The organism is Acidipropionibacterium timonense, assembly GCF_900605005.1.
GTDB lineage: Bacteria > Actinomycetota > Actinomycetes > Propionibacteriales > Propionibacteriaceae > Cutibacterium > Cutibacterium timonense.
In genome coordinates, this window is record NZ_LR027558.1 from 1470991 (window position 1) to 1495306 (window position 24316).

Annotated in this window: 18 protein-coding genes, 3 rRNA genes and 1 pseudogene; 2 read left to right on the forward strand and 20 right to left on the reverse strand. The window is 67.2% G+C overall.

Annotated features, from left to right (window positions below; genetic code table 11):
• The first annotated feature begins 29 nt into the window (after positions 1–29).
• Positions 30–1070, forward strand: a complete 1041-nt coding sequence (gene gluQRS / locus E0E30_RS06900) for a tRNA glutamyl-Q(34) synthetase GluQRS (protein WP_130865673.1) — start codon at positions 30–32, stop codon at positions 1068–1070.
• On the opposite strand, the gene E0E30_RS06905 is transcribed toward gluQRS, so the two are convergent.
• The 15 genes and pseudogenes from E0E30_RS06905 to E0E30_RS06975 all read right to left on the reverse strand — a co-directional run bounded on the left by E0E30_RS06905 (position 1031) and on the right by E0E30_RS06975 (position 15155).
• Positions 1031–2083: an FKBP-type peptidyl-prolyl cis-trans isomerase gene (locus tag E0E30_RS06905; RefSeq protein ID WP_130866792.1), complete on the reverse strand. Its 1053-nt coding sequence runs from the start codon at positions 2081–2083 to the stop codon at positions 1031–1033. The two genes, gluQRS and E0E30_RS06905, sit on opposite strands and share 40 nt — an antisense overlap.
• 66 nt (positions 2084–2149) lie before the next feature.
• Positions 2150–2890, reverse strand: a complete 741-nt coding sequence (locus E0E30_RS06910) for a pseudouridine synthase (RefSeq protein ID WP_130865674.1) — start codon at positions 2888–2890, stop codon at positions 2150–2152.
• 92 nt (positions 2891–2982) lie between these two features.
• Positions 2983–3360, reverse strand: a complete 378-nt coding sequence (locus tag E0E30_RS06915) for a hypothetical protein (protein ID WP_130865675.1) — start codon at positions 3358–3360, stop codon at positions 2983–2985.
• Positions 3342–4262 carry a ParA family protein gene (locus tag E0E30_RS06920; RefSeq protein WP_130865676.1) on the reverse strand — a complete coding sequence of 307 codons (921 nt, stop codon included), beginning with the start codon at positions 4260–4262 and terminating at the stop codon, positions 3342–3344. Before E0E30_RS06920 ends, E0E30_RS06915 begins: the two co-directional genes overlap by 19 nt.
• A gap of 94 nt (positions 4263–4356) precedes the next feature.
• A complete protein-coding gene (gene xerD / locus E0E30_RS06925) occupies positions 4357–5289 on the reverse strand; it encodes a site-specific tyrosine recombinase XerD (RefSeq protein WP_411913994.1) in 933 nt (310 codons plus the stop codon).
• Positions 5286–5918, reverse strand: coding sequence for an NUDIX domain-containing protein (locus tag E0E30_RS06930; protein WP_130865677.1), 633 nt, complete (start codon positions 5916–5918; stop codon positions 5286–5288). The genes xerD and E0E30_RS06930 overlap by 4 nt, the downstream gene beginning before the upstream one ends.
• Entirely contained in the window at positions 5915–7645 is a 1731-nt protein-coding gene (locus E0E30_RS06935; protein ID WP_245306536.1) for a CTP synthase, read from the reverse strand. Before E0E30_RS06935 ends, E0E30_RS06930 begins: the two co-directional genes overlap by 4 nt.
• A 175-nt stretch (positions 7646–7820) precedes the next feature.
• Positions 7821–9482, reverse strand: a pseudogene (gene recN / locus E0E30_RS06940) (DNA repair protein RecN); the annotation flags it as partial.
• On the reverse strand, positions 9479–10441 hold the full coding sequence (locus E0E30_RS06945) for an NAD kinase (RefSeq protein ID WP_411913995.1): 963 nt from the start codon (positions 10439–10441) through the stop codon (positions 9479–9481). The gene E0E30_RS06945 and the pseudogene recN, both read right to left, overlap by 4 nt.
• A 9-nt stretch (positions 10442–10450) precedes the next feature.
• Entirely contained in the window at positions 10451–11185 is a 735-nt protein-coding gene (locus E0E30_RS06950) for a TlyA family RNA methyltransferase (protein ID WP_130865679.1), read from the reverse strand.
• On the reverse strand, positions 11182–11880 hold the full coding sequence (locus E0E30_RS06955) for an energy-coupling factor transporter transmembrane component T family protein (protein ID WP_280953264.1): 699 nt from the start codon (positions 11878–11880) through the stop codon (positions 11182–11184). Before E0E30_RS06955 ends, E0E30_RS06950 begins: the two co-directional genes overlap by 4 nt.
• Complete coding sequence (locus E0E30_RS06960; RefSeq protein ID WP_130865680.1) at positions 11877–12590, reverse strand: energy-coupling factor ABC transporter ATP-binding protein; 714 nt, start codon at positions 12588–12590, stop codon at positions 11877–11879. The genes E0E30_RS06955 and E0E30_RS06960 overlap by 4 nt, the downstream gene beginning before the upstream one ends.
• A complete protein-coding gene (locus E0E30_RS06965) occupies positions 12587–13180 on the reverse strand; it encodes a biotin transporter BioY (RefSeq protein WP_130865681.1) in 594 nt (197 codons plus the stop codon). Before E0E30_RS06965 ends, E0E30_RS06960 begins: the two co-directional genes overlap by 4 nt.
• Before the next feature lie 192 nt (positions 13181–13372).
• Complete coding sequence (locus E0E30_RS06970; RefSeq protein WP_130865682.1) at positions 13373–14365, reverse strand: HAD-IIA family hydrolase; 993 nt, start codon at positions 14363–14365, stop codon at positions 13373–13375.
• Positions 14358–15155 (reverse strand): tetratricopeptide repeat protein, encoded by a 798-nt coding sequence (locus tag E0E30_RS06975; protein ID WP_245306537.1) that lies wholly within the window; start codon positions 15153–15155, stop codon positions 14358–14360. The genes E0E30_RS06970 and E0E30_RS06975 overlap by 8 nt, the downstream gene beginning before the upstream one ends.
• A 663-nt stretch (positions 15156–15818) precedes the next feature.
• Here E0E30_RS06975 and E0E30_RS06980 point away from each other — a divergent pair.
• The gene (locus tag E0E30_RS06980; RefSeq protein WP_130865683.1) at positions 15819–16025 is read left to right on the forward strand and encodes a hypothetical protein; all 207 of its coding nucleotides are present in this window, start codon (positions 15819–15821) and stop codon (positions 16023–16025) included.
• A gap of 368 nt (positions 16026–16393) precedes the next feature.
• Here the strand turns inward: E0E30_RS06980 and rrf are convergent.
• From rrf to E0E30_RS07005, 5 genes are all read right to left on the reverse strand, one after another.
• Positions 16394–16510 (reverse strand): 5S ribosomal RNA (gene rrf, locus E0E30_RS06985).
• A 127-nt stretch (positions 16511–16637) separates the two neighbouring features.
• Positions 16638–19709 (reverse strand): 23S ribosomal RNA (locus E0E30_RS06990).
• Between the two features lie 317 nt (positions 19710–20026).
• Positions 20027–21543, reverse strand: a 16S ribosomal RNA gene (locus E0E30_RS06995).
• The 16S, 23S and 5S rRNA genes sit together here, the layout of an rRNA operon.
• Before the next feature lie 859 nt (positions 21544–22402).
• Complete coding sequence (gene tyrS / locus E0E30_RS07000) at positions 22403–23659, reverse strand: tyrosine--tRNA ligase (RefSeq protein WP_130865684.1); 1257 nt, start codon at positions 23657–23659, stop codon at positions 22403–22405.
• A gap of 86 nt (positions 23660–23745) precedes the next feature.
• The gene (locus E0E30_RS07005) at positions 23746–24288 is read right to left on the reverse strand and encodes an arginine repressor (protein ID WP_130865685.1); all 543 of its coding nucleotides are present in this window, start codon (positions 24286–24288) and stop codon (positions 23746–23748) included.
• Positions 24289–24316: the final 28 nt, after the last annotated feature.

The window sequence follows — 24316 nt, forward strand, 5'->3', positions numbered from 1 at the left end:
GATCGAGTCGTCACCCTACGCTTGTCTTCATGACCGACCTGCCGCCCCAGCAAGGTGCCGGGAGGTTCGCACCCTCACCGACCTCCCACCTGCACCTGGGCAACCTGCGTACCGCCCTGGCGGCCTGGTTGCTCGCCCGCGCGACGGGACGCCGGTTCATCGTGCGCATCGAGGACCTCGACCAGCAGCGCGTGGCGGCGGCCCGAGGCCTGGCAGACCAGCAGCTGCGCGACCTGGATCGCCTCGGGCTCGACTGGGACGGCCCGGTCGTCCGCCAGTCGCAGCGCCTCGACCTCTACGCCGACGCCATCGCCTCCCTGCCCACCTACCCGTGCTTCTGCACCCGCAAGGAGATCGCCGCTGCCTCCCAGGCCCCCAACGGCCTCGCCGACTGGCGTCCCTACCCCGGCACCTGCCGCGACCTGTCCGACGCCGCCCGTGCCGAGCGCGCCGGTCACCGTCCCCCGGCGACCCGCCTGGCGAGCACCGTCGACTCGTGGACGGTCACCGACCTCGCCCGCGGTTCCTGCACCGGGGGCGTGGACGACGTCGTCCTGCGTCGCAATGACGGCACTCCGGCGTACAACCTCGCCGTCGTCGTCGATGACGGGCTCCAGGGGGTCGATCAGGTCGTCCGGGCGCGGGACCTGTGGCCGTCCGCACCGCGTCAGGCCCACCTGGCCAGCCTGCTCGGGTACCGCGAGCCGGTCTACGCCCATTGCGGGCTGGTCGAGGCGCCCGGCGGCGACCGCCTGTCGAAATCGGCCGGGGCCGGCGGACTCGATGACCTCGCCGCCGCCGGCTGGCCGCCGGCGAGGGTCGTCGCCCTGCTCAGCCGCTCCCTCGGGTTGCCGGAGGTCACCGACCCTCACGAGCTGCTGTGCGACGATCTCGCCCGGGCCCTCGAGCCACCCAGTCCGAGCGGCCCCCTCGCGAGCCCTCCCCCCGCTTCGAGTGCGCCGGGGGCCCCGCGTCCACTCGACGCAGGGCCCCTCGACGGCTCACCGGGATGGTGGAGCGACTGGGTGCCTCAGGAGGTCTTCGTCGCCATGAGGATGTCGATGACGTAGACGAGGGTCTCGCCCTTGCTGATCGACGCCGACGGGTCACCGTCGGGGTAGGCCTCGCTCGGCGGGGCGATGAGGAGCACCCGCGACCCGACGGTCTGGCCGACCAGGCCCTTCTTCCATGCCGAGATCGTCGACGACAACTGCCCCTGGATCCCTGCGGAGGTGTAGCCCTCGTCGATGACCTTGCCGGTGGACCATGCCCACGAGCGGTACTTGACGAGGAGCGTGTCGGTGGCGGTCACCTTGGCGCCCGACCCCTTGATGAGGGGCTGCACGACGAGTGTGCTCGGCTTGGTCGCCTTGCCGATCGTCAGCTGCGGGACGCCGTCCTTCATCGTCACCTTCGGCAGGCCCGCGGCGGGCGTCACGGTGGTGCCGCTGGCCTCGGTGTAGGCGACGTCGAGGATGTCGACGACGAAGATGAGCGAGTCGCCCTTGAGGATGCCGGCCTGGGCGTTGCCGCCGCTCGAGTCGTAGCCGTCGGAGCCGGGCATCATGACGAGCACGCGATCGCCGACCTTGTGGCCGACCAAGCCCTTCTGGAACCCGGCGATGACCTGGCTCAGCGAGAAGGTCGCGGCCTGGCCACGGCTGAACGAGCTGTCGAAGGTCTTGCCGGTACGCGCGTCGATGCCGACGTAGTTGATCGACAGGGTGCTGCCGCTGGCGACCTGACGGCCCGAGCCGGCCTTGAGCACCTTCGACTGGGTCTTGGCGATGGCGATGGGCCAGGCCGCCGTCACGGTCGGCTGCTTGCCGGCGTCACCCTTGACGGTGATGGCATCGAGGGAGGTGATGACCTTCGCCGCCTTCGTCGGCGTGGCCGAGGCCGAGGGCGACACGGAGGGCGACGCGGACATGCTCGCGCTGGCCGAGGCGCTCGGCGTCGGCGTGGCGGAGGAGTGCGTCGTGGACTGGTTGGATCCGCAGGCGCTCAGGGCGAGGGTGGCGACGGCGAGGGCCGCAGCCACACGGGCCGTACGGCGTCCGGACTGGCGGGAGAAGTCAAGCATCACGACTGGCAGGTTACCGGACGATGAGATCCACCCGCTGTGGCGACCTCGCCGGGAACTGCGGGCTCACAGCCCGACGATGTCGTAGAGCGACCCGAGTTCCTCACGGCTCAGCTCGCGCATGTCGCCCAACCCGAGCTTGCCGACGTGCACCGGACCGATGGCCGTGCGCGAGAGCCGACGCACCGGGTGGGCCACCGAGTCCATCATCCGTCGCACGATGCGATTGCGGCCCTCGTGGATGCGCACCTCCACCAGCGAGTGCTCGTCGGTCGCCTGGACGAGCCGAACCTCATCGGGACGCACAGGTCCGTCGTCGAGGGTGATGCCGCGCTGGAGCCGCTTGACGACCCTGAGGTCGACGCGACCCTCGACGTCCGCCAGATAGGTCTTGAGCACCTTGTACGACGGATGCGTGAGCCGGTTGGCGAACTCCCCGTCGTTGGTGAGGATGATGAGACCCTCGGTCTCGGTGTCGAGCCGCCCGACGTGGAACAGGCGGATGCCTCGCGGGACCCCCTCGAGATCGGACAGGCAGGGCCGGCCCTCGGGATCGTCCATCGTCGAGACGACGCCGCGTGGCTTGTTGAGCACGTAGTACACGTGCCGTCGGGCGGTGGGGATGCGCGATCCGTCGACGCGGATCTCGTCGCGCTCGGGGTCGACGCGGCGTCCCTGCTCGACGACGAGTTCTCCGTTGACCTCGACCCGGCCGTCGGCGATCATCTCCTCGGCGGCACGCCGGGAGGCCAACCCGGCCTGGGCCAGGACCTTCTGCAACCGGATTCCCTCGGTGTTCTCGGTCATGGGGTGTCCTCCCTGCGACACATGGGGTCGGTCGCCTGTCTCAAGTCGTGCTGTGTGGAACGTGCTGTGTCGGGTCGGCGTGGGTGACGCCGTCAGGTCGCGAGCCGGGATGCCAGGGCGGACTCGCCGTCACGCTGGTCGAGGTCGGCCAGGACGATGGCGATCGCCTCGCGGACGATCCGTCCGCGGTCGGCGGCGATCCCCCGGGCGCGCAGCCGGAGCCTGGCGTTCTCCAGGGCCAGGAGCTCCTCGGTGCTCACATAGACCGTGATCTTCTCGTCGTGACGCACCCGTCCGGTGCCACGGCGGGTCGCCTCGCCGGCGTCGGACTTCCTCGGGGATGCCGAGCTGCGGCGTCGACGTTGTCCCCGGGCCACCCCGGCGTCATCCTCACTGGTGGCCTGCTCGACCTCGGCGGTCGATCGGAAGAGCTCGGAGGCCCCCGGCAGGCTCACGCGCCGCGTCGACACCGGTACAGCACCTCCTTGGCGAGCTCACGGTAGGCGTCGGCCCCCGGGGAGCTCGGCGCATAGGTCGTGATGGGCTCGCCGGCCACGGTCGTCTCGGGGAACTTGATGGTGCGCTTGATGACGGTGTGGAAGACGACCTCGCCGAAGGCCTGGACCACCCGCTCCATGACCTCGCGGGCATGGAGGGTGCGCGGGTCGAACATCGTGCCGAGGATGCCGAGGATCTCGAGGTCCGGGTTGAGCCGGTCCTGCACCTTCTCGATGGTGTCGGTGAGCAGGGCGATGCCGCGCAGGGCGAAGAACTCACACTCCAGCGGCATGATGACGTAGTCGGACGCCGTGAGCGCGTTGATGGTCAGCAGACCCAGGGATGGCGCGCAGTCGATGAGGATGACGTCGTAGTCGCCGCGAACCTTGTCGATGACCCGCTTGAGGGTCTGCTCCCGGGCCACCTCGCTGACGAGCTGCACCTCGGCGGCGGACAGGTCGATGTTGGCCGGCAACAGGTCGAGACCCTCGACGGTCGTGTCCTGGATGACGTCGTGGACGTCGTCACGGCGCGACATGAGCAGCGTGTAGATCGACTTCTCCAGGGTGTGCGGGTTGACGCCGAGGCCCACCGACAGGGAGCCCTGCGGGTCGAAGTCGACGAGCAGCACCTTGCGACCGAACTCCACGAGGGAGGCACCGAGGTTGATGGTCGTCGTCGTCTTGCCGACGCCGCCCTTCTGGTTACACATTGAAATGACGACGGCGTGCTTGGGCCCGTCGGCGACCGACGTGGGCTCCGGCAGATCGGGAAGTGGGCGGCCGGTCGGCCCGATCGAGTTCTCCGCGGCCTCGGCGGCCTCCCGGCCGGGTGCGGGAACGCGGAACAGCGGCTCGGGTGACGAGTCGGACACCTGCGACCTCCTTGGACGACGACCCGGCGGACGCCGGATCGGTTCAACCCTAGTATGCGGGGCCGACAGCTTCACCTCATCATCGTGGAACCCCTCACCGCACCGCCCGCGGATGGGCGCTCCGATACACCTCCCGCAGGTGCTCGGCGGTGACCAGGGTGTAGATCTGCGTCGTCGTCACCGAGGCATGCCCGAGCAGCTCCTGGACGACGCGCACGTCGGCCCCTCCATCGAGCAGATGGGTGGCGTAGGAGTGCCGCAGGCTGTGCGGTGAGAGGTGGACGCCGAGGCCGGCTCGCTCCCCCGCCCTCTGGATGACCGCCCAGGCACTCTGGCGCGAGAGTCGTCCACCCCGAGAGTTGAGCAGCAGTGCCGGTGACGACGAGGCCGTCCGACCGGCCCACTCCGGCCGACCGCGCACCAGCCAGGCGTCGACCGCGTCCAGCGCGAACCGCCCCAGCGGGACGACCCGTTCCTTGTCACCCTTGCCGACGAGGCGCAGTCCGGCCGACGGGTCGGCACGGACCTCGCGCACGTCGTCGACGTCGAGGTCGCACACCTCACTGATCCGAGCTCCGGTGCCGTAGAGCAGTTCGAGCAGGGCACGGTCACGCAGCCCCTCGATGCTCGTCACGTCGCAGGAGGCCAGCAGGGCCTCGACCTGCGCGATGGTCAGCGCCTTGGGCAGCCGCTGCCGGGGAATCGCCGGTGACACGTCGCGCGCCACGTCGACCTCGAGGTGCCCCTCGCCGACCGCGAACCGGTGCAGATTGCGCACTGCGACGACCATCCGCGCCACCGACGACGCCGCCAGGCCACTGTCGGTGAGGGACCGGGCGAACTCGCTCACGTCGACGGCACTCACCTGCGCCAGATCGGTGAGACCGCGCTGGGCCAGGAACTGGTCGTACCGCCGCAGGTCGCGTCGGTAGGCGGCCACCGTGTTGGCCGACAGACCCCGCTCGGCGACGAGGTGCCGCAGGTAGTCGGCGACCTCGTCGCTGATGGGGTCCGACGCCTCGTTCACCGACGGCGTCGGTCCATCGTCGGCCACGGGCTGCCGGCCGGGCGCAGATCGTCGAGCCGCCCGGTCGCCCGGGCCAGCGCCAGGGCAGTCACCCCGGCCACCAGGGTCGGTGACTGGCACGACCCGGCGAAGACGGCGTCGACGAGGTCGTCAAGGGGCTCCCAGGAGGCCTTCATGAGCACCTCCTCGCCCTCGAGGACGAAACCGTCGGGCCGGGGTGCCGGATGCAGCGACCTGGCCAGATAGATCCGCAGGTTCTCCTGGCACCCACCGGGAGTCGTGAAGATGTCGACGAGCACACGCCAGTCGTCGGCGGCGAGCATGGCCTCCTCGGCGAGCTCGCGCCGTGCGGCGGCCAGGTAGTCCTCCCCGTCGACGTCGAGCAGTCCGGCAGGCGGCTCGACGAGGATCATCCGCACCGGGTGCCGGTACTGGCGCACGACGGCGACGCGGTCCTCGTCGTCCAGGGCGATGATGCCGACGGCACTGGGATGGGTGACGTACTGCCGCTCGATGGTCTCCCCGACCGGGGTGACGATGGTGTCGTCGACGAAGTCGCAGACCCGCCCGGTGGCGCGCACCTCGTGATTCTCGACCGTCCAGCTGGCCGGCTCGTCCCATCGGGTCACTTCTGATCGGCCTCCGGTGCCCCGACAGGCTCGCCGGACCCGCTCGTCCTGCCGTGATGCTCGTCGGGCAGCGGGACCGCGCGATCCTCGCCCTTGTTGTGGGCGATCGCGGCCGCCACGAGACCACGGAAGAGCGGGTGGGCGTGGGTCGGGCGGCTCTTGAGCTCCGGATGCGCCTGGGTGGCGACGAAATACGGGTGCATCGACCGGTCGAGCTCGACGAACTCGACAAGGGACCCATCGGGGGACGTCCCGCAGATGTGCAGTCCGGCGCCCTCGAGGCGATCACGATAGGCGTTGTTCACCTCGTAGCGGTGACGGTGCCGCTCGGTGACGGTCGTCGTCCCGTAGAGCTTGGCGACCTGCGAGTCCTTGGTGAGCTTGGCCGGGTAGGCGCCAAGTCGCATCGACCCACCGAGGTCGCCACGGCCGGCGACGACGTCGACCTGCTCGGCCATCGTCGCGATGACCGGGTCGGCGCACTCGGGATCGAACTCGCTCGACGCGGCTCCCTCGATGCCGGCCAGATCGCGGGCGACCTCGATGACCGCACACTGCAGGCCCAGGCACAGGCCGAGGAACGGGACGTTGTGTTCACGGGCCCACCGGATCGCCCCGATCTTGCCCTCGACCCCACGGATGCCGAAACCGCCGGGAACACAGACACCGTCGACATCGCCGAGGTATTGCGCGGCGCCCTGGGGAGTGGCGCAGTTGTCGGAGGCCACCCACTTGACGTTGACCTTGACGCGATTGGCGTAGCCACCGGCGTGAAGGGCCTCGGTGACCGACAGGTAGGCGTCGGGCAGGTCGATGTACTTGCCGACGAGGGCCACGGTGACCTCCCGGGTCGGCTTCTTGACCCGCTCGAGGAGGTCGTCCCAGGTCGACCAGTCGACGTCACGGAAGAAGAGGTTGAGACGCTGGACGACGTAGGCGTCGAGCCCCTCGCGGTGCAGCACCTTGGGAATGAGGTAGATGGACGGGGCGTCGGGACAGGACACGACGGCCGGCTCCTCGACGTCACACATGAGGGCGATCTTGCTCTTGATGCCCTTGACGAGCGGACGCTCCGAGCGGCAGACGATGGCGTCGGGCTGGATGCCGACCTCGCGCAGGGCGGCCACCGAGTGCTGGGTCGGCTTGGTCTTCATCTCGCCGGACGGCTTGATGTACGGAACGAGCGAGACGTGGAGGAAGAAGACGTTCTCCCTGCCGATCTCGTGGCGCACCTGCCGGGCGGCCTCGAGGAAGGGCAGCGACTCGATGTCGCCGACGGTGCCGCCGATCTCGTGGATGACGACGTCGGGGGCGCCCTCCTCCATGGCCAACATCCGGGCCTTGATCTCGTTGGTGATGTGCGGGATGACCTGGACGGTGTCGCCGAGGTAGTCACCGCGACGTTCCTTGGCGATGACAGCGGAGTAGACCTTGCCGGTGGTGACATTGGCCTCCCCGGAGAGGCTCTCGTTGAGGAACCGCTCGTAGTGACCGATGTCGAGGTCGGTCTCGGCGCCGTCGTCGGTGACGAAGACCTCACCGTGCTGGAAGGGGTTCATCGTGCCGGGGTCGACGTTGAGGTACGGGTCGAGCTTCTGCATCGTGACCTTGAGTCCACGAGCCTTGAGCAGGGAACCGAGGGAGGAGGCCGTCAGGCCCTTGCCGAGCGAGGAGACAACCCCGCCGGTGACGAACACGTGCTTGCTGCGATGCTTCTCGTTGCCCACGGACCTCCAGCCTAACTGATGAAGGGGGTCCGCGTCAGGTCGGCCTCCGTCCTCGGCCTCCGTGGTCAGGGCGTCCGGGGGACGCTGGGTCGTCAGGGCGTCCGGAGGACGCGGGGTCGTCAGGGCGTCCGGAGGACGCGGGGTCGTCAGGGCGTCCGGGGGACGCGGCGAGCCCCAGCAGCTCGGCGGCGTGGTCGAGGGCCGCCTGGGAACTCGACATGCCGCTCATCATCCGGGCCAGCTCGCGCTGCCGTGCCGCCTCCTCGACGCGCACCACCCCGGAGCGCGTCACCGTTCCGTCGTCGGCCTTGGTGACGACCAGATGGGTGTGCGCGAAGGCCGCGACCTGCGCCAGGTGGGTGACGACGAGAACCTGGTGTCGGGTGGCCAGGCGGGCCAGACGCCGTCCGATCTCGACCCCGACGCGGCCTCCGACGCCGGCGTCGACCTCATCGAAGACGAAGGTCTGCGCCTCCTGGGCGTCGGCCAGGACGACCTCGAGGGCCAGTCTGACCCGGGAGAGTTCACCGCCTGACGCCGTCTTGGCCAGCGGGGCGGGTCTGGCCCCCGAGTTGGCCGCCAGCATGATCGTCACGGCGTCGGTGCCGCGTGGCCCCATGGGGGCGGGCTCCAGCCGGAACTCGACCTTGGCCGAGGACATCGCCAGGGCGGCCAGCTCGGGGCGCAGGTCACGCTCGAGGCGGGCGGCCGTCCGACGTCGCAGACCGCCGAGAACCTGGGCCGACTCGGCGAGGGCCTCCTGGAGCTTCTCGACCCGTGACACGAGAGCCTCGACGTCGTCGTCGGAACCGGTGAGCTCGGCCAGTCGGCGTCGGTCGACCTCGGTGGCGGCCAGGAGATCATCGAGGGTGCTGGCTCGGGAGCGCAGCAGTCGTTGCAGGGACGCCAGTCGGCTGAGGACCTCGTCGAGCTGACGCGGGTCGGCCTCGGCGGCCGCGGCGCGTCCGGCCGCGGCAGCGGCGACGTCGGCCAGGTCGAGGCCCAGGCTGCGGGCCCGCTCGGCCAGTCCTGCGGCCTCGGGGTCGTGCCGCCCGGCCTCCTCGAGGGCCTCGGCGGCCTGCTGGAGCAGGCTGAGCGCGCCGGGTTCGGGGCCTTCGGCGGAGTCCATCCCGTTGAGGAGGGCGTCGGCCCGTTGCAGGGTCGAGCGCACCTCCTGGGCGCCCTGGAGACGTCGCGATCTGGCCAGGAGCTCGTCGTCCTCGCCGGCCGCGGGGTGGACGGCGTCGACCTCGGCCAGACGCCGTCGTAGCACCTCGATCTCGAGATCCCGGTCCTGGCGTCCCTCCGCGGCCCGCCGCAGGCTCGTCGACGCCGTCGCGAACTCCTGCCACAGCCGACGGTGACCCTCGAGGGCCCCGGCCAGGTCGGCCCCACCGGCCCGGTCGAGGACGTCGAGTTGATGGGCGGGATCGACGAGGCGAACCTGCTCGGACTGGCCGTGGATCGTCACGACACGGCCAGTCACCGAGGCCAGCTGTCCGGCGGTCACCTGGGCGCCGCCGACCGCCGACCTCGACCGGCGCGATGCGAGGACCTGCCGGGAGCAGATGACCTCCCCGTCCTCGACCTGTCCACCGAGGCCCTCGACGGCCTCGGCCAGATCGTCGGAGTCGAGGATGGTCTCGACGACGGCCCGATCGGCTCCCCGGCGTACCAGGGCGGGGTCGGCCCGTTCCCCCAGGAGCAGCCCGAGGCTGCTGACGACCATGGTCTTGCCGGCTCCGGTCTCGCCGGTGAGGGCGGTGAGCCCGGGCGAGGGTTCGATGGTGGCGTCCTCGATGACCCCCAGGTCACGGATGGTGAGGGAGCGGATCATCCGCGGCCCTGCCCCTGACGCCAGCCGTCGACCGGGAGGGCGAACTTCTTGACGAGCCTGGAGGTGAAGGGCTGTTCGGCCAGCCGCGCTATGCGCAGCCGGGCGTCATGGCGGACGACGGTGACCCGCTCCCCCGGCCGCACCTCGCAGCTGCGCCTTCCATCGCACCACAGCACTGCCGCGTCGGTCCCGTCGGGTTGGACGTCGAGGTCGACCCGCGCGTTCGGAGACATGACGAGGGGTCGGGCGAAGAGGGCGTGGGCGCTCAGCGGGAGCATGAGCATGGCCTCGACATCGGGCCACATGACCGGACCGCCGGCCGAGAAGGCGTAGGCCGTCGAGCCGGTCGGCGTCGACACGAGGATGCCGTCGCAGCTCCAGCGCTGCACGGGCAGTCCGTCGACCGAGGCGAGGACGTCGAGCATCCGGCGTCGGGACGCCTTCTCCAAGCTCATCTCGTTGACGGCGAAGGACCGCCAGTGCTCGCGTCCGGCGTGATCTGTGACGCGCACCTCGAGGACGAGCCGGTCCTCGACGGTGTAGTCGCGGTCGCACACCTGTCGCACGAGACTCGACATGTCGGAGCGCTCGAGTTCGGCCAGGAACCCGACGTGGCCCAGGTTGACCCCGAGCATCGGGACGTGTCGTGGCAGGGCCCACTCGGCGGCACGCAGGATCGTGCCGTCCCCTCCGAAGACGATGACGACCTCGATCCGCAGACTCTGCGGGTCCGAGATGCTCGGGTCGATGGTCGTCAACGGCACCCCGGGCACCCGGGTCTGCAGGGCGTCGCGTTGGTCGGCCAGGACGACGCTGGAGATGCCGCGCTGATCCATCGCGGCGATGAACTCACCGGCGGCGTCAAAGGCGTCCTCGCGGACGGCGTGGGAGATGACGACGACGTTGCGGGGCACGTCCTCGGTCGGATCGGACACCGTTCCCGCAGCAGGTTCACTCACGGCCCCAGCCTACCGGCGCGCCGTCGACCTCCCCAGACGCACGAAGAACTCCTGGTTGCCGTCCTGGCCGGTGACGCGACTCGGCGCGGTGCCCTCGTGGCGCCACCCGAGCCGCTGGGCGTGGCCGACGACGGCGTCGACGGACCTGGCCCGCAGTCGCGGATCCGTGACGACCCCGTGCGCCCCGAGGTCCCGGCGCCCGACCTCGAACTGGGGTTTGACGAGCAGGAGCATCGTCGCGTCCGGGGAGCACACGCCGGTCAGCGGCCCGAGCAGCAGGGTGAGGGAGATGAACGACACGTCCCCGACGACGAGGTCGACCGGGCGCCCGTCGAGATCGGCCGGGGCGAGGTCGCGCAGGTTGAGACCCTCCCGGACCACCACACGCGGGTCCTCGGCGATCACGGGTGCCAGCTGGCCGTGGCCGACGTCGACGGCGAAGACCCTCGTCGCGCCACGGTCGAGGACGACCTGGCTGAATCCGCCGGTCGACGCCCCGGCGTCGAGGACCCGCGCCGGAACGACGACGTCGAGGTCGTCGAGGGCGCCGAGGAGTTTGTGGGCACCGCGGGAGACCCAGGTCTCGGTCTCCGCCTCGATGGTCCGGTCCTCGTCGACGAGGAGGGACGGCTTGTCGGCGACTTGCCCGTCGACGCGCACCCGCCCCTCGCGCACGAGCCGTGCGGCGAGGGTGCGCGACCTGGCCAGGCCGCGGCGGACGAGCTCGACGTCGAGGCGGTTCACCGCGCGGCCACCATCGACCCGGCCCCGCTCGCCCCACGATCGGCGTCGACGCCGGCCCTGTCGTCCTCATCGTCGTCACCCAGACCCCGGGCGCGCAGGGCGTCACCGAGCTCGAGGGCGTGAGCCACCGCGGCGATGACGAAGGGCATGATGAACCGCCATGACGACCGTTCCAGGCCACGGGCGCGGGCGGCGTCGCGGACCGACAGGAAGGACGACAGGAGGTACGGGATGGTCGTCCACATGAGGGCGATGGTGAGGGCGAACTTCTCGGGGCTGGCCCCGAACCGGCGGAAGGGTCGGGCCAGCGACGCCGTGGCGTCCATGATGGCGCCGGGGTCGGTGGTGCAGGTGAGCATCCTGGCGACGTAGATCGCCGCCATGATCGCCCCGACGTAGGCCACCCCACGCTGCCAGTTCGTGAAGATGACGTGGTAGCCGAGGATGAGCAGGTTCATCGCCCACAGGGGAACCCCCAGCCGCAGGCTCGTGCGTGCCGGGAGCTGGGCGACGAGGAGCACGAGGACGACCGAGAGCACCAGGCAGATGAGGGCCAACCACCAGCGGCGCACGGCGAAGGGGGTGACGCCGACCGCGACGACGAGGACGTACTTGAGCCACAGGGGCATCCGGTGTGCCGGACTCGCCCCGGGCCGGTAGCTGCCGAGATAGTCCCCTCCACGTCCGGGGGTCACGACGCCTCCTCGATCATCCGCGCCCGGTACCGGGCGATGACCGGACCGGGCTCGCCGTCGTCGACGACCCGTCCACCCTCGACCGCCAGGACCCGATCGAAGCTCGCGGCGAGCTCGAGGTCGTGGGTGCTGCAGAGGATCTGTTGGTCGAGCCGTTCGAAGGCTCGGCGCAACCGCTCTCGGTTGCGCAGGTCGAGCAGGGTCGTGGGCTCGTCGGCGAGGATGACGCGCGGTCCGACGGCCAGGACGCTGGCCAGGGAGACGAGCTGACGTTCGCCCCCCGACAGATCGTGGACGCTGCGTCCGGCGACGTCGGCCAGGCCCTGGTCGGCCAACAGCTCGAGGGCTCGGGCGTGGCGTGCCCGGCGGTCGCGGATCTGCGAGCGCAGGGACAACTCGACGTCGGCCACCGGGGTCGACATGACGAGCTGTGACATGGGGTTGGTGAAGATGTAGCCGCAGTGACGCCGGGCCCGGGCCGGCTCGTGGGCCGGCTCGATGCCGTCGACGAGGACCCGCCCGGCGGTGGGCTCGGCCAGGCCGTTGACGAGCCGCAGCAGGGTCGACTTGCCGGCTCCGTTGGGTCCGACGACGGCCACCCGCCGTTCGGCGAGGGTGAGGTCGACGCCGTCGAGGATCGTCACCTGGCGGTGGTGTCCCTCGACGTCGTACTCGTCGACCCGCAGCTCGACCTCGCGGAACTCGATCACCGGGCCGCCGCGACCCGTCGGGTCGGCATGAGACGCGGGAACGCGGTGAGGACGCCGACCGCGACCGCCACGGCGACGAGGGCCTTGAGCAGGTCGATGAGCAGCAGCGGACCGTTGAGGGCGAGGGTCGCGCTGAGCTTCATGCCGGCCGCGGCCATGAGGCCGATCGTTCCGCACAGGTAGATGACGAGCAGGTCGACGAGGGCGACGAGGTAGAGCCAGATCGGGAGGATGGCCCTGCGGGGCCGGGTGCGCATGATCCGGGTGGCCAGGGCACCGGCGAGGAAGCCGCCGATGATGAATCCCCAGATGTACCCGCCGGTCGCCCCGAAGAGCACGCCCGGACCGCTCGTCTGGCCGGAGAACACGGGCAGCCCGAGGGCACCGACGAGGGCGTAGAGCGCGTTGGCGCTGCCACCGCGTGCGCCACCGAGGACGAGCGGGGCGAGCATGACGCCGATCATCTGGATGGCGAACGGCACCGCACCGATGGAGAACAGTGGCGGGATGATCGCGAGGACGGCGATGAGAGCCGCGAAGACGGCGATGAGGGCCAGGTCGGTGGCCTGGAACCGGCGGGATGAGGACATGTCGAGTCTCCTGAGTCGTGACGGGACGGCGCACCGGCGACGTCCGTCGGTATCGTAGCGATGAGCCTTGAACAGTGTTCAATCGGGGTCCCGGGCCGGTCCGCGGGGCACGTCCGACAGTCGACGCGTCGAGGATCCGCGCGCCGTCGGCCAGAGCGAGGAGATCCTCGCCCAGACCTCGGCGGAGCTGACTCAGTGGAGCTGGTCGAGCCTTCCGACGAGGTCGTGGTCGGGCGCGGCCCTGCCGGCCCACACGAGGGCCAGGATCGCCCGGAGCAGGTCGAGCTGCCCCTCCGTGTCGGCCGGGATCCCGGCGGCACACAGCGCCCCGTCGACGACGTCGACCTCGGCCCGGCCGCAGCGCGCGGTCGAATCGGTGAGGGTCACCGGGTGGTCCGGCGCGAGCAGGGCACCCAGATCGGCCCCGACGTGGTCCGGGCGCCGGTCCTGCGGGGCGTCGAGCAGGTCGTGGACGCCGTGCGCACCGGTGAGGACGAAGAGCGATCCCATGCCCTGGGACCGGGCGCCGAGGATGTCGGTGTCGAGCCGGTCCCCGACGAAGAGCGGCCGACGGCAGCCGAGCCGTTCGACGGTGGCCTCGAGCAGCGGCGGGTAGGGCTTGCCGGCCATCATCGGCGATCCCTCGACCGCCGTCGCCACGACGCCGATCTGGGCACCGAGTCCGGGCACCAGGCCACGGTCCGTGGGTCGGGTGAGGTCGGGGTTGGCGGCGTACCACCGGGCTCCCGCCTGGATGGCGAAGCATGCCTCCTCCAGCCGCGACCACGCCACGTGCGGGTCGTAGCCCTGGATGACGGCGTCCGGCCCGTCCTGTGCCGACTCGACCGGCACCAGACCACGCTCGCGTGCCAGGTCGTCCAGATTCGAGGTGCCGACGAGCAGCACCTTTGCCCCGGCCCCGAGGTGCGTGACGACGAGGGCGGTGACGGCCTCGGCCGAGGAGACGACGTCGTGGGCGGTGGCGTCGATCCCCATCCCCTGCAGTTGCTGCGCGACCACGCTCGTGGCGCGAGCCGCGTTGTTCGTCACGAAGGCGACGCCGATGCCCCGCTCACGCAGTCCGGCGACGGTCGCCGGTGCCGCCGGGATGGGCTCGGGGCCCAGATAGATGACGCCGTCGAGGTCGAAGAGGACGGCGTCGTGGCCGTCGACGAGCTCACTCATCGGCATCCTCCTCGTCGGGGGCCGCCGGGTCGGATCCCGACCGTCCCGGCTCCGGCTCGGCGGACTCCTCCGGGGAGGGCCCCTCGAATTCCTCCTCGGAGAAGACGAGGTCGTCCTCGTCGTCCTCGGCCGGCTCCAGACCGTCGAGGATGTCGACGCGGTCCTGGGCGTCGAGCAGACCGCCCGGATCATGGGCGGCGGCGCTGGAGAACCACCGTCTCGCGGCCTTCTCGTCGCCGTCGGCCAGCATCATCTCGGCGTAGGCGTAGTGCAGTCGGGCGACCGCCTCGGACGGACCGTCGGTGCTGCTCAAGGCAGCGCGCAGCAGACGACGCGCCTCGGAGTGCTGCCCCAGGTCCTCGCGGGCACCGGCCTTGACGAGGACGAGCTCGACCCGCTGCTTGGCCGACAGGTCGGACTCCTCCCCCTGGGCGATGATCTTGAGAGCAGCTTCGGGACGCCCCAGGGCACGTTCGCAGTCGGCCATGACGGGCAGGTAGTTCGCATTGCCGGTCATCCGATGCAGCGCCCGATAGTCGTTGAGCGCCGATGCGTACTCCCCCGCGGCATAAGCGGTCTCGGCCGCGACCTCGCGGAGCACGGGCAGACGCGCAGCGCGGCGCCGCGCGGTCTGGGCATGCGCATTCGCCAGGGCCGGGTCGTCCTCGAGCAGCTCGGCCGCAGCGACGAGGTGACCGGCGATGACGTGGGCGACGTCGGCCGGTACCCCCCGCAACTCGGCCTTGACCGACGCCGGCAGCGCCTTCTCGTCGAAGTCCAGGGGAGCCATCGGTTCGTCGGCACGCGGCTCCAGGCCTGGGTGAAGAGGGGCCTCCTCCCGTGCAGGGCGCTCCTCCCGCCGTGGGCGACCCATCGGACGTCCGCCGCCACCTCGACGCTCACCACGACCGGCACCGTCGAACGAGCGGCCGCCACCTGAGCCGGCCCTGCGTCGGTCCCCGGACCAGCGGCGCTCCCCCTCCGGGGCCGGACCACGCTCACCCCGGTCGTCCCGGCTGCCCCGCTCACCCCGCCACCCCGGACGCGGGCGGTCGGCGTCCCAACGGCGTCCCTGACGAGAATCCTCGCCGGAAGGGCGGGATCCACGACGGTCGCGATCATCGCGGCGCCCCTCGCGGTCGTCCCGATATCGATCGCCCCCGCGAAGGTCGTCGCGGAACCCGTCACGCTCGCGACGGTCGTCGCGGAACCCATCACGCTCGCGACGGTCGTCGCGGAACCGTGAACCTCGTCGCCGGTCATCGTCGCGGCGAGATCCCCAGCGACGATCTTCATCGGAGCGGGCGTCGTCACGGAAGCGGTCGCGTCCGTCCTGCCTGTCTCCTCGGGTGTCGTCCTCGCCGAAGCCGCCTCGACGCCACTGCCCGGTGCGACCACCCGACCGACCCTGGTGTCGTCCTGACTCGCCCCGGCCGTCCCTTCCGCCGAACTCATGATCGCGCCGATCGTCATGGGAACGGCGGTCGTCGCGCGAGAACCGGTCATCGCGGCCCCAACTGCCGTCACGAGCGGGGCGCGCGTCATCGCGGGAACGCCCGTCCCGGTCGGAGCCACCGCGGCCGCGACGTCCGTCACCACGGCCCCCGAACCCGCGACCGGCGTTCGACCGTCCCTGGCCACCGCGGCCGTATCCGCCTGACCGACCGCGTCCGTTGGAGCCCCCGCGGGGGGTCGAAGAATCGTCCATGTCCTCTATCTTCTCGTACCTGACGCCTAAGCGTCACCGGGCGATGACGGTGACGACCGGGCTCGGTTCACCCAAGTGCCACGACCGGCCCCGGGCACGAGCCACGTGTCGGCGCGTCATCGCATTTGTCTGTTCCTGTCGGGCGGCACACACCGCCGCGCAGTGATCTGCCCGTACGCCACTGCCGCGGCACCCTTCCGACGCGCCGCCACAGCGGCATCCGGCCGAATCCCGAGGACAGAGCGCAGGCCGCGCGTGAAAGCCTCCAGAATGCAATTGTGGCCCTGCACCCGAAGGTGCAGGGCCACAATCATATTGAAGTCCGGCAGCGTCCTACTCTCCCACAAGATCCCTCTTGCAGTACCATCGGCGCAGGGAGGCTTAACTACCGGGTTCGGAATGGGACCGGGTGTTTCCCTCTCGCCATGGCCACCGAAACACTCCGGGGCAACAATCCCCGGCATGTCACGAAAACCGTGCCCCCATACATCATGCGGACACGCCGCGTGGTGGCAGGGAGCCACACAGTGGATGCGAACAATCACACGATCAATCACGAGAGTGAGAGACAAGCCCTCGACCTATTAGTACCGGTCAGCTCCACACCTTGCAGTGCTTCCACATCCGGCCTATCAACCCGGTCGTCCACCGGAGGCCTTACCAGATTCATCTGTGGGAACCCTCATCTTGAAGCGTGCTTCCCGCTTAGATGCTTTCAGCGGTTATCACGACCCGACGTAGCCAACCAGCCGTGCTCTTGGCAGAACAACTGGCACACCAGAGGTCAGTCCGTCCCGGTCCTCTCGTACTAAGGACAGCTCTTCTCAAGATTCCTACGCGCGCAGCGGATAGGGACCGAACTGTCTCACGACGTTCTGAACCCAGCTCGCGGGCCGCTTTAATGGGCGAACAGCCCAACCCTTGGGACCGACTCCAGCCCCAGGATGCGACGAGCCGACATCGAGGTGCCAAACCATGCCGTCGCTGTGAGCGCTCGGGCAAAATCAGCCTAGTATCCCCGGGGTACCTTTTATCCGTTGAGTGACGGCGCGTCCACATGCCACCGTCAGATCACTAGTCCCGACTTTCGTCCCTGCTCGACATGTCTGTCTCACAGTCAAGCTCCCTTGTGCACTTACACTCGACACCTGATTACCAACCAGGATGAGGGAACCTTTGGGCGCCTCCGTTACCTTTTAGGAGGCGACCGCCCCAGTCAAACTACCCATCAGGCACTGTCCCTGAACCGGATCACGGTCCGAGGTTAGATAACCAGAACGACCAGAGTGGTATTTCAACAATGACTCCACAACCACTGGCGTGGCCGCTTCAAAGTCTCCCACCTATCCTACACAAGTCGTACCGATCACCAATACCAAACTATAGTAAAGGTCCCGGGGTCTTTCCGTCCTGCTGCGCGTAACGAGCATCTTTACTCGTACTGCAATTTCGCCGAGTTCATGGTGGAGACAGTAGGGAAGTCGTTACTCCATTCGTGCAGGTCGGAACTTACCCGACAAGGAATTTCGCTACCTTAGGATGGTTATAGTTACCACCGCCGTTTACTGGGGCTTAAGTTCACCGCTTCAGGCCGAAACCCTAACAGTTCCCCTTAACCTTCCAGCACCGGGCAGGAGTCAGTCCGTATACATCGTCTTACGACTTCGCACGGACCTGTGTTTTTGGTAAACAGTCGCTTCCCCCTGGTCTCTGCGACCCTCACCGCTCCAGAAGTACAACCTTCACGGATCAGGTCCCCCTTATTCCGAAGTTACGGGGGTATTTTGCCGAGTTCCTTCACCATGATTCTCTCGATCGCCTCGGTATACTCTACCAATCCACCAGTGTCGGTTTAGGGTACGGGCGGCTCACACCTCGCTCACGAAGCTTTTCTCGGCAGCACAGGATCACTCACTCACCCACCAACGTGGGCTCGCCATCATGCCTCAACCACAAGCCTGGCGGATTTACCTACCAGACGGTCCACACATTTAGCCCCGGACAACCATCGCCGGGGATGAGCTACCTCACTGCGTCCCTCCGCAGCTTGCCTACTACATGATCGGTTCACACACTCATGCAACAAGATCACCCCGAAGGGATCACCAGCACACTCGCACGCTTAGCATCACACACCTCGGCACGGACGGTGTTACACCGGTACCAGAATATCAACTGGTCGTCCATCGACTACGCCTGTCGGCCTCGCCTTAGGTCCCGACTCACCCAGGGCAGATTAGCTTGACCCTGGAACCCTTGGATATTCGGCGGACGGGTTTCTCACCCGTCATTCGCTACTCATGCCTGCATTCTCACTCGCGTCAACTCCACGACACGTCACCATGCCGCTTCACCACTGACACGACGCTCCCCTACCCAACTCACACGAGTTGCCACAGCTTCGGCGGATAACTTGAGCCCCGCTACATTGTCGGCGCGGAATCACTTGACCAGTGAGCTATTACGCACTCTTTCAAGGATGGCTGCTTCCAAGCCAACCTCCTGGTTGTCTGCGCAACTCCACATCCTTTTCCACTTAGTTACCGCTTAGGGGCCTTAGCTGATGATCTGGGCTGTTTCCCTCTCGACGACGAAGCTTATCCCCCGCCGTCTCACTGCTGCGCTACACTTGCCGGCATTCGGAGTTTGGCTGATTTCGGTAAGCTGATAGGCCCCCTAGACCATCCAGTGCTCTACCTCCGACAAGAACCACGCAACGCTGCACCTAAATGCATTTCGGGGAGAACCAGCTATCACGGTGTTTGATTGGCCTTTCACCCCTATCCACAGCTCATCCCCTCCATTTTCAACTGAAGTGGGTTCGGACCTCCACGACGTCTTACCGTCGCTTCATCCTGGCCATGGATAGATCACACCGCTTCGGGTCTAGAGCACGCGACTGTCGCCCTGTTCGGACTCGCTTTCGCTACGACTACCCCACACGGGTTAACCTCGCCACGCACCACTAACTCGCAGGCTCATTCTTCAAAAGGCACGCCGTCACCCCGAAAGGCTCCGACGGCTTGTATGCGACCGGTTTCAGGTACTATTTCACTCCCCTCCCGGGGTACTTTTCACCATTCCCTCACGGTACTGATCCGCTATCGGTCACCAAGGAGTATTTAGGCTTGACGGGTGGTCCCGCCAGATTCATGCGGAATTTCAGGAGTTCCGCACTACTTGGGGCAACCCTCACCAGCGCCGCGCTCACGTCTACGGGACTCTCACCCACTACGGTCCGCCTTCCCAGACGATTCGACTTCACACGAACACAACGGCCGACCCGACGGCAGTCAGATCAGAAGGCCCCCACAACCCCGCACATGCAACGCCTGCCGGCTTGAACACACACACGGTTTGGCCTCATCCGCTTTCGCTCGCCACTACTCACGGAATCACGGTTGTTTTCTCTTCCTGTGGGTACTGAGATGTTTCACTTCCCCACGTTACCTCCCACACCCCTATACATTCAGGGCAGGGTCACCGGACATGACTCCGGCCATTCAAGGTTTCCCCATTCGGACATCCCCGGATCACAGCTCGTTTACCAACTCCCCAGGGCTTATCGCAGGTTACAACGTCCTTCATCGGCTCTTGGTGCCAAGGCATCCACCGATCGCACTCAGTAGCTTGTCACACAAACCACTCACGCAAAATCACATACAAAGATGCTCGCATCCACTGTGCAGTTCTCAACCACCACACGAGACACCCACCACCAACACAAACGCATCAGCAGCCGCGGTGTTCGCGACACACCAGGACACCACACCAGCCGGCGTGATACCCCAGAACCCCAACAACGTGCCCCCACACCACCAACCCACCAGGGCCAGCAGCACAGACAGTCAATGTTCCACTCCAGAGCACCCCACCCCCACACAGGAGGCAAGGCAACCATGGGGCCACACCCCCAACCACAACGATCAGAGGACAACCCATGAACTCCTTAGAAAGGAGGTGATCCAGCCGCACCTTCCGGTACGGCTACCTTGTTACGACTTAGTCCTAATTACCAGTCCCACCTTCGACGGCTCCCCCACAAGGTTGGGCCACCGGCTTCGGGTGTTACCGACTTTCATGACTTGACGGGCGGTGTGTACAAGCCCCGGGAACGTATTCACCGCAGCGTTGCTGATCTGCGATTACTAGCGACTCCGACTTCATGGGGTCGAGTTGCAGACCCCAATCCGAACTGAGACCGGCTTTTTGAGATTCGCTTCACCTCACGATGTCGCAACTCTTTGTACCGGCCATTGTAGCATGCGTGAAGCCCTGGACATAAGGGGCATGATGACTTGACGTCATCCCCACCTTCCTCCGAGTTGACCCCGGCGGTCTCCACTGAGTCCCCAACCGAATTGCTGGCAACAGTGGACGAGGGTTGCGCTCGTTGCGGGACTTAACCCAACATCTCACGACACGAGCTGACGACAGCCATGCACCACCTGTGAACCGACCCCAAAGGGGGGGCAACCATCTCTGGAAGTTACCGATCCATGTCAAACCCAGGTAAGGTTCTTCGCGTTGCATCGAATTAATCCGCATGCTCCGCCGCTTGTGCGGGGCCCCGTCAATTCCTTTGAGTTTTAGCCTTGCGGCCGTACTCCCCAGGCGGGGTACTTAATGCGTTAGCTACGGCACGGAATCCGTGGAATGGACCCCACACCTAGTACCCACCGTTTACAGCGTGGACTACCAGGGTATCTAAGCCTGTTTGCTCCCCACGCTTTCGCTCCTCAGCGTCAGGAAAGGTCCAGAGAACCGCCTTCGCCACTGGTGTTCCTCCTGATATCTGCGCATTCCACCGCTCCACCAGGAATTCCATTCTCCCCTACCTTCCTCAAGTCAACCCGTATCGAAAGCACGCCCAGGGTTAAGCCCCAAGTTTTCACTTCCGACGCGATCAACCGCCTACGAGCTCTTTACGCCCAATAAATCCGGACAACGCTCGCACCCTACGTATCACCGCGGCTGCTGGCACGTAGTTAGCCGGTGCTTCTTCTCCAGGTACCGTCACTCACGCTTCGTCCCTGGTGAAAGCGGTTTACAACCCGAAGGCCGTCATCCCGCACGCGGCGTTGCTGCATCAGGCTTGCGCCCATTGTGCAATATTCCCCACTGCTGCCTCCCGTAGGAGTCTGGGCCGTATCTCAGTCCCAATGTGGCCGGTCGCCCTCTCAGGCCGGCTACCCGTCGAAGCCTTGGTGAGCCACTACCTCACCAACAAGCTGATAGGCCGCGAGTCCATCCACAACCGCCGGAGCTTTCCAACCCCCACCATGCAGCAGGAGCTCATATCCGGTATTAGCACCAGTTTCCTGGAGTTATCCCAAAGTCATGGGCAGGTTACTCACGTGTTACTCACCCGTTCGCCACTCGTGTACCCCGAAGGGCCTTACCGTTCGACTTGCATGTGTTAAGCACGCCGCCAGCGTTTGTCCTGAGCCAGGATCAAACTCTCCAATGAAAAAATATCACCACCAACCACACAGGCTGGACAGGTGTCGGAGAATCCAAAACACTGACCCAAACAAACAACTGACAAATCAGTTATCGTCTAGATCAATCAAAGGAATCCATAAAGAATTCGATACACAAATAAATAGTGCATCAGGCATTGACTATAAAAGACACGCTGTTGAGTTCTCAAGCATCACACGCGACCCGCAGTTCGCCTCCCGGCAACCCCTTGGGGCACTTGATCAANAAGGAATCCATAAAGAATTCGATACACAAATAAATAGTGCATCAGGCATTGACTATAAAAGACACGCTGTTGAGTTCTCAAGCATCACACGCGACCCGCAGTTCGCCTCCCGGCAACCCCTTGGGGCACTTGATCAATCTTAGCGATTCGTGATTTCCCGGTCAAATCCGGGCGATTCGCAAGATTCCCGTTCCTCAGGTCTCCCTGATTCCCTTCGGCCGCCTCGCGGCGACTTGATCTACTTTACCGAGCCGATTTCCTCGAGTCAAATCGAGGATTTCCTCTCGGTGCTCGTCCAAGCCATTCCCGATCACTCGGAGACGCCCCGGACGTGCCTCGCCACCCTCGGGCAGCTCGGCTGACTTTACCCGTTCCGACCTTCCCCGTCAATCCGGACTTGGGCTGCTGCTCACTGCAGGCACGCCGTGTCCCTGATCATCAGGAGGGGGATTACGGATCGTCAGGACCCCGTGAACCGAACCGCTCGAGGCGTCCCGGCCCTCAGGACCTTGGGGAACATTACCCGTGGGGGCGCCGATCGCCAAATCGGCGCCCCCACGGGTAACGGTCACGCGTCACGGTCGCCGTGCCAGACCGCACGCCACGGTGCCGACGAGGCTCATCGCAGCAGTGCCCCGACCGTCTTCTTCCCACGACGGACGAGCACCACTCCCCCAGCCAGGAAGTCATCGGCAGTGAGTTGGCGGTCGGGGTCGGTCTCCTTGAGATTGTTGAGGTATGCCCCGCCCTCGTTGACGGCGCGACGTCCGGCGGACTTCGAGTCGACCACACCGGCCAGCTCCAGGGCCTCGGCGACGGTCGGCAGGTTCGGCCCCTCGATCCGTCGGGCGCCGAGCTCAGTGGCCACGGACCCCAGGGTCGCGGCGTCGAGATCACCCAGCTCCGCTCGCCCGAAGACGGCCTGGGCCGCCTTCCGGGCGGCCTCACGCTGAGCCCGACCATGGACGAGATCGGTGATGTCGTCGGCCAGGGCGTGCTGCGCCGCCCGCTTCCACGGCTCCTCGGCCGTCTGCCGCGCGAGTTCGTCGATCTCCTCATGGGACCGCGGGCTGAAGACCTTGAGGTAGTCGATGACCTTCTCGTCCTCCGCATTGAGGAAGAACTGATGGAAGGCGTACGCACTCGTCAGCTCCGGATCGACCCACACCGTGCCCGACTCGGTCTTGCCGTACTTCGTGCCGTCGGCCTTGGTGAGCAACGGCGTCACCAGGCCATGGACGACGTCACCGGTACGGCGTCGGATGAACTCCGCCCCGGCCGTGATGTTGCCCCACTGGTCCTGGGCACCGGTCTGCAGGGTGCAGCCGTACTGCTTGTGCAGCTCGTAGTAGTCGAGGGACTGCAGGAGGACGTAGCTGAACTCCGTGTACGAGATGCCGCTGTCGAGTCGTCGGGAGACGACGTCGCGGGCGAGCATCCGGTTGATGGAGAAGTACTTGCCGACGTCACGCAGGAGATCGAGGGCCGAGTACCGGCTCGTCCAGTCGTAGTTGTTGACGATCCGCGCGGCAGCCGGGCCCTCCAGGTCGACGTACTTGCTCACCTGGGCCTTGAGGGACTCCACCCAGCCGGCCACGACCTCGCGATCGTTCATCTTGCGCTCGCCGGTCATCTTGGGGTCTCCGATGAGCCCGGTCGCCCCACCGACGAGCAACAGCGGGTGGTGCCCGCGTTCCTGCATGGCACGGACGACCATGAGCTGCATGAGGTGGCCGATGTGCAGGCTGGAGGCTGTCGGGTCGAAGCCGACATAGAAGGTGACGGGCCCCTGGGCGAGATGGGCCCCGAGGGCCTCGCGGTCGGTGGAGTCGGCGATCATGCCGCGCCACGTGAGTTCGTCCAGGATGCTCGACACCGGACTGTCCTTTCCCACAGACAAGACTGACGGCCCCACAGTACCGGGCCGACGCCCCTCACCGGCCGCCCGTCTCGCCGACGTCCTCAGGATGACGCCGGCCCTTCCGACAGCAGCGGAGCGGGGGACCCCGTCTCCGCCATGACGCGGAAGGCATCGGCCAGATCGTCCGAGCTCACCCCGGCCGCGCAGATGAGGACGATGGTGTCGTCCCCGGCGATGGTCCCGAGGATGGCCCTGGACCCCGACAGGTCGATGGCCGAGCCGAAGTACTGGGCCGCGCCCGGCGGCGTCTTGAGCACGACGAGGGACTCGTTGTTGAGCACCCCCGTGCACAGCTCCTTGGTGAGCCGCGCCAGGTGTCCCCACGCTGGCGATCCGGTCGTGACGTCGGAGGGGTGATCGCCCTCGCGCAGGGTGTAGCACGGCGTCCCGTTGAGGTCGCGGCCGCGCACCGCACCGATCTCGACGAGGTCGCGAGACAGCGTGCCCTGGGACACCGCGAGCCCCTCCTCGGCGAGGATCGCACCGAGCTCGGACTGGGAGGCGATCCCTCCGGCACGGACGAGTTCCCGGATGCGTGCCTGCCGCGCCGTTCGGGACGCCGGAGCTCCGTTGCTCGTCGCCATGTCCGCCTCCTGGATGCATATCATCAGT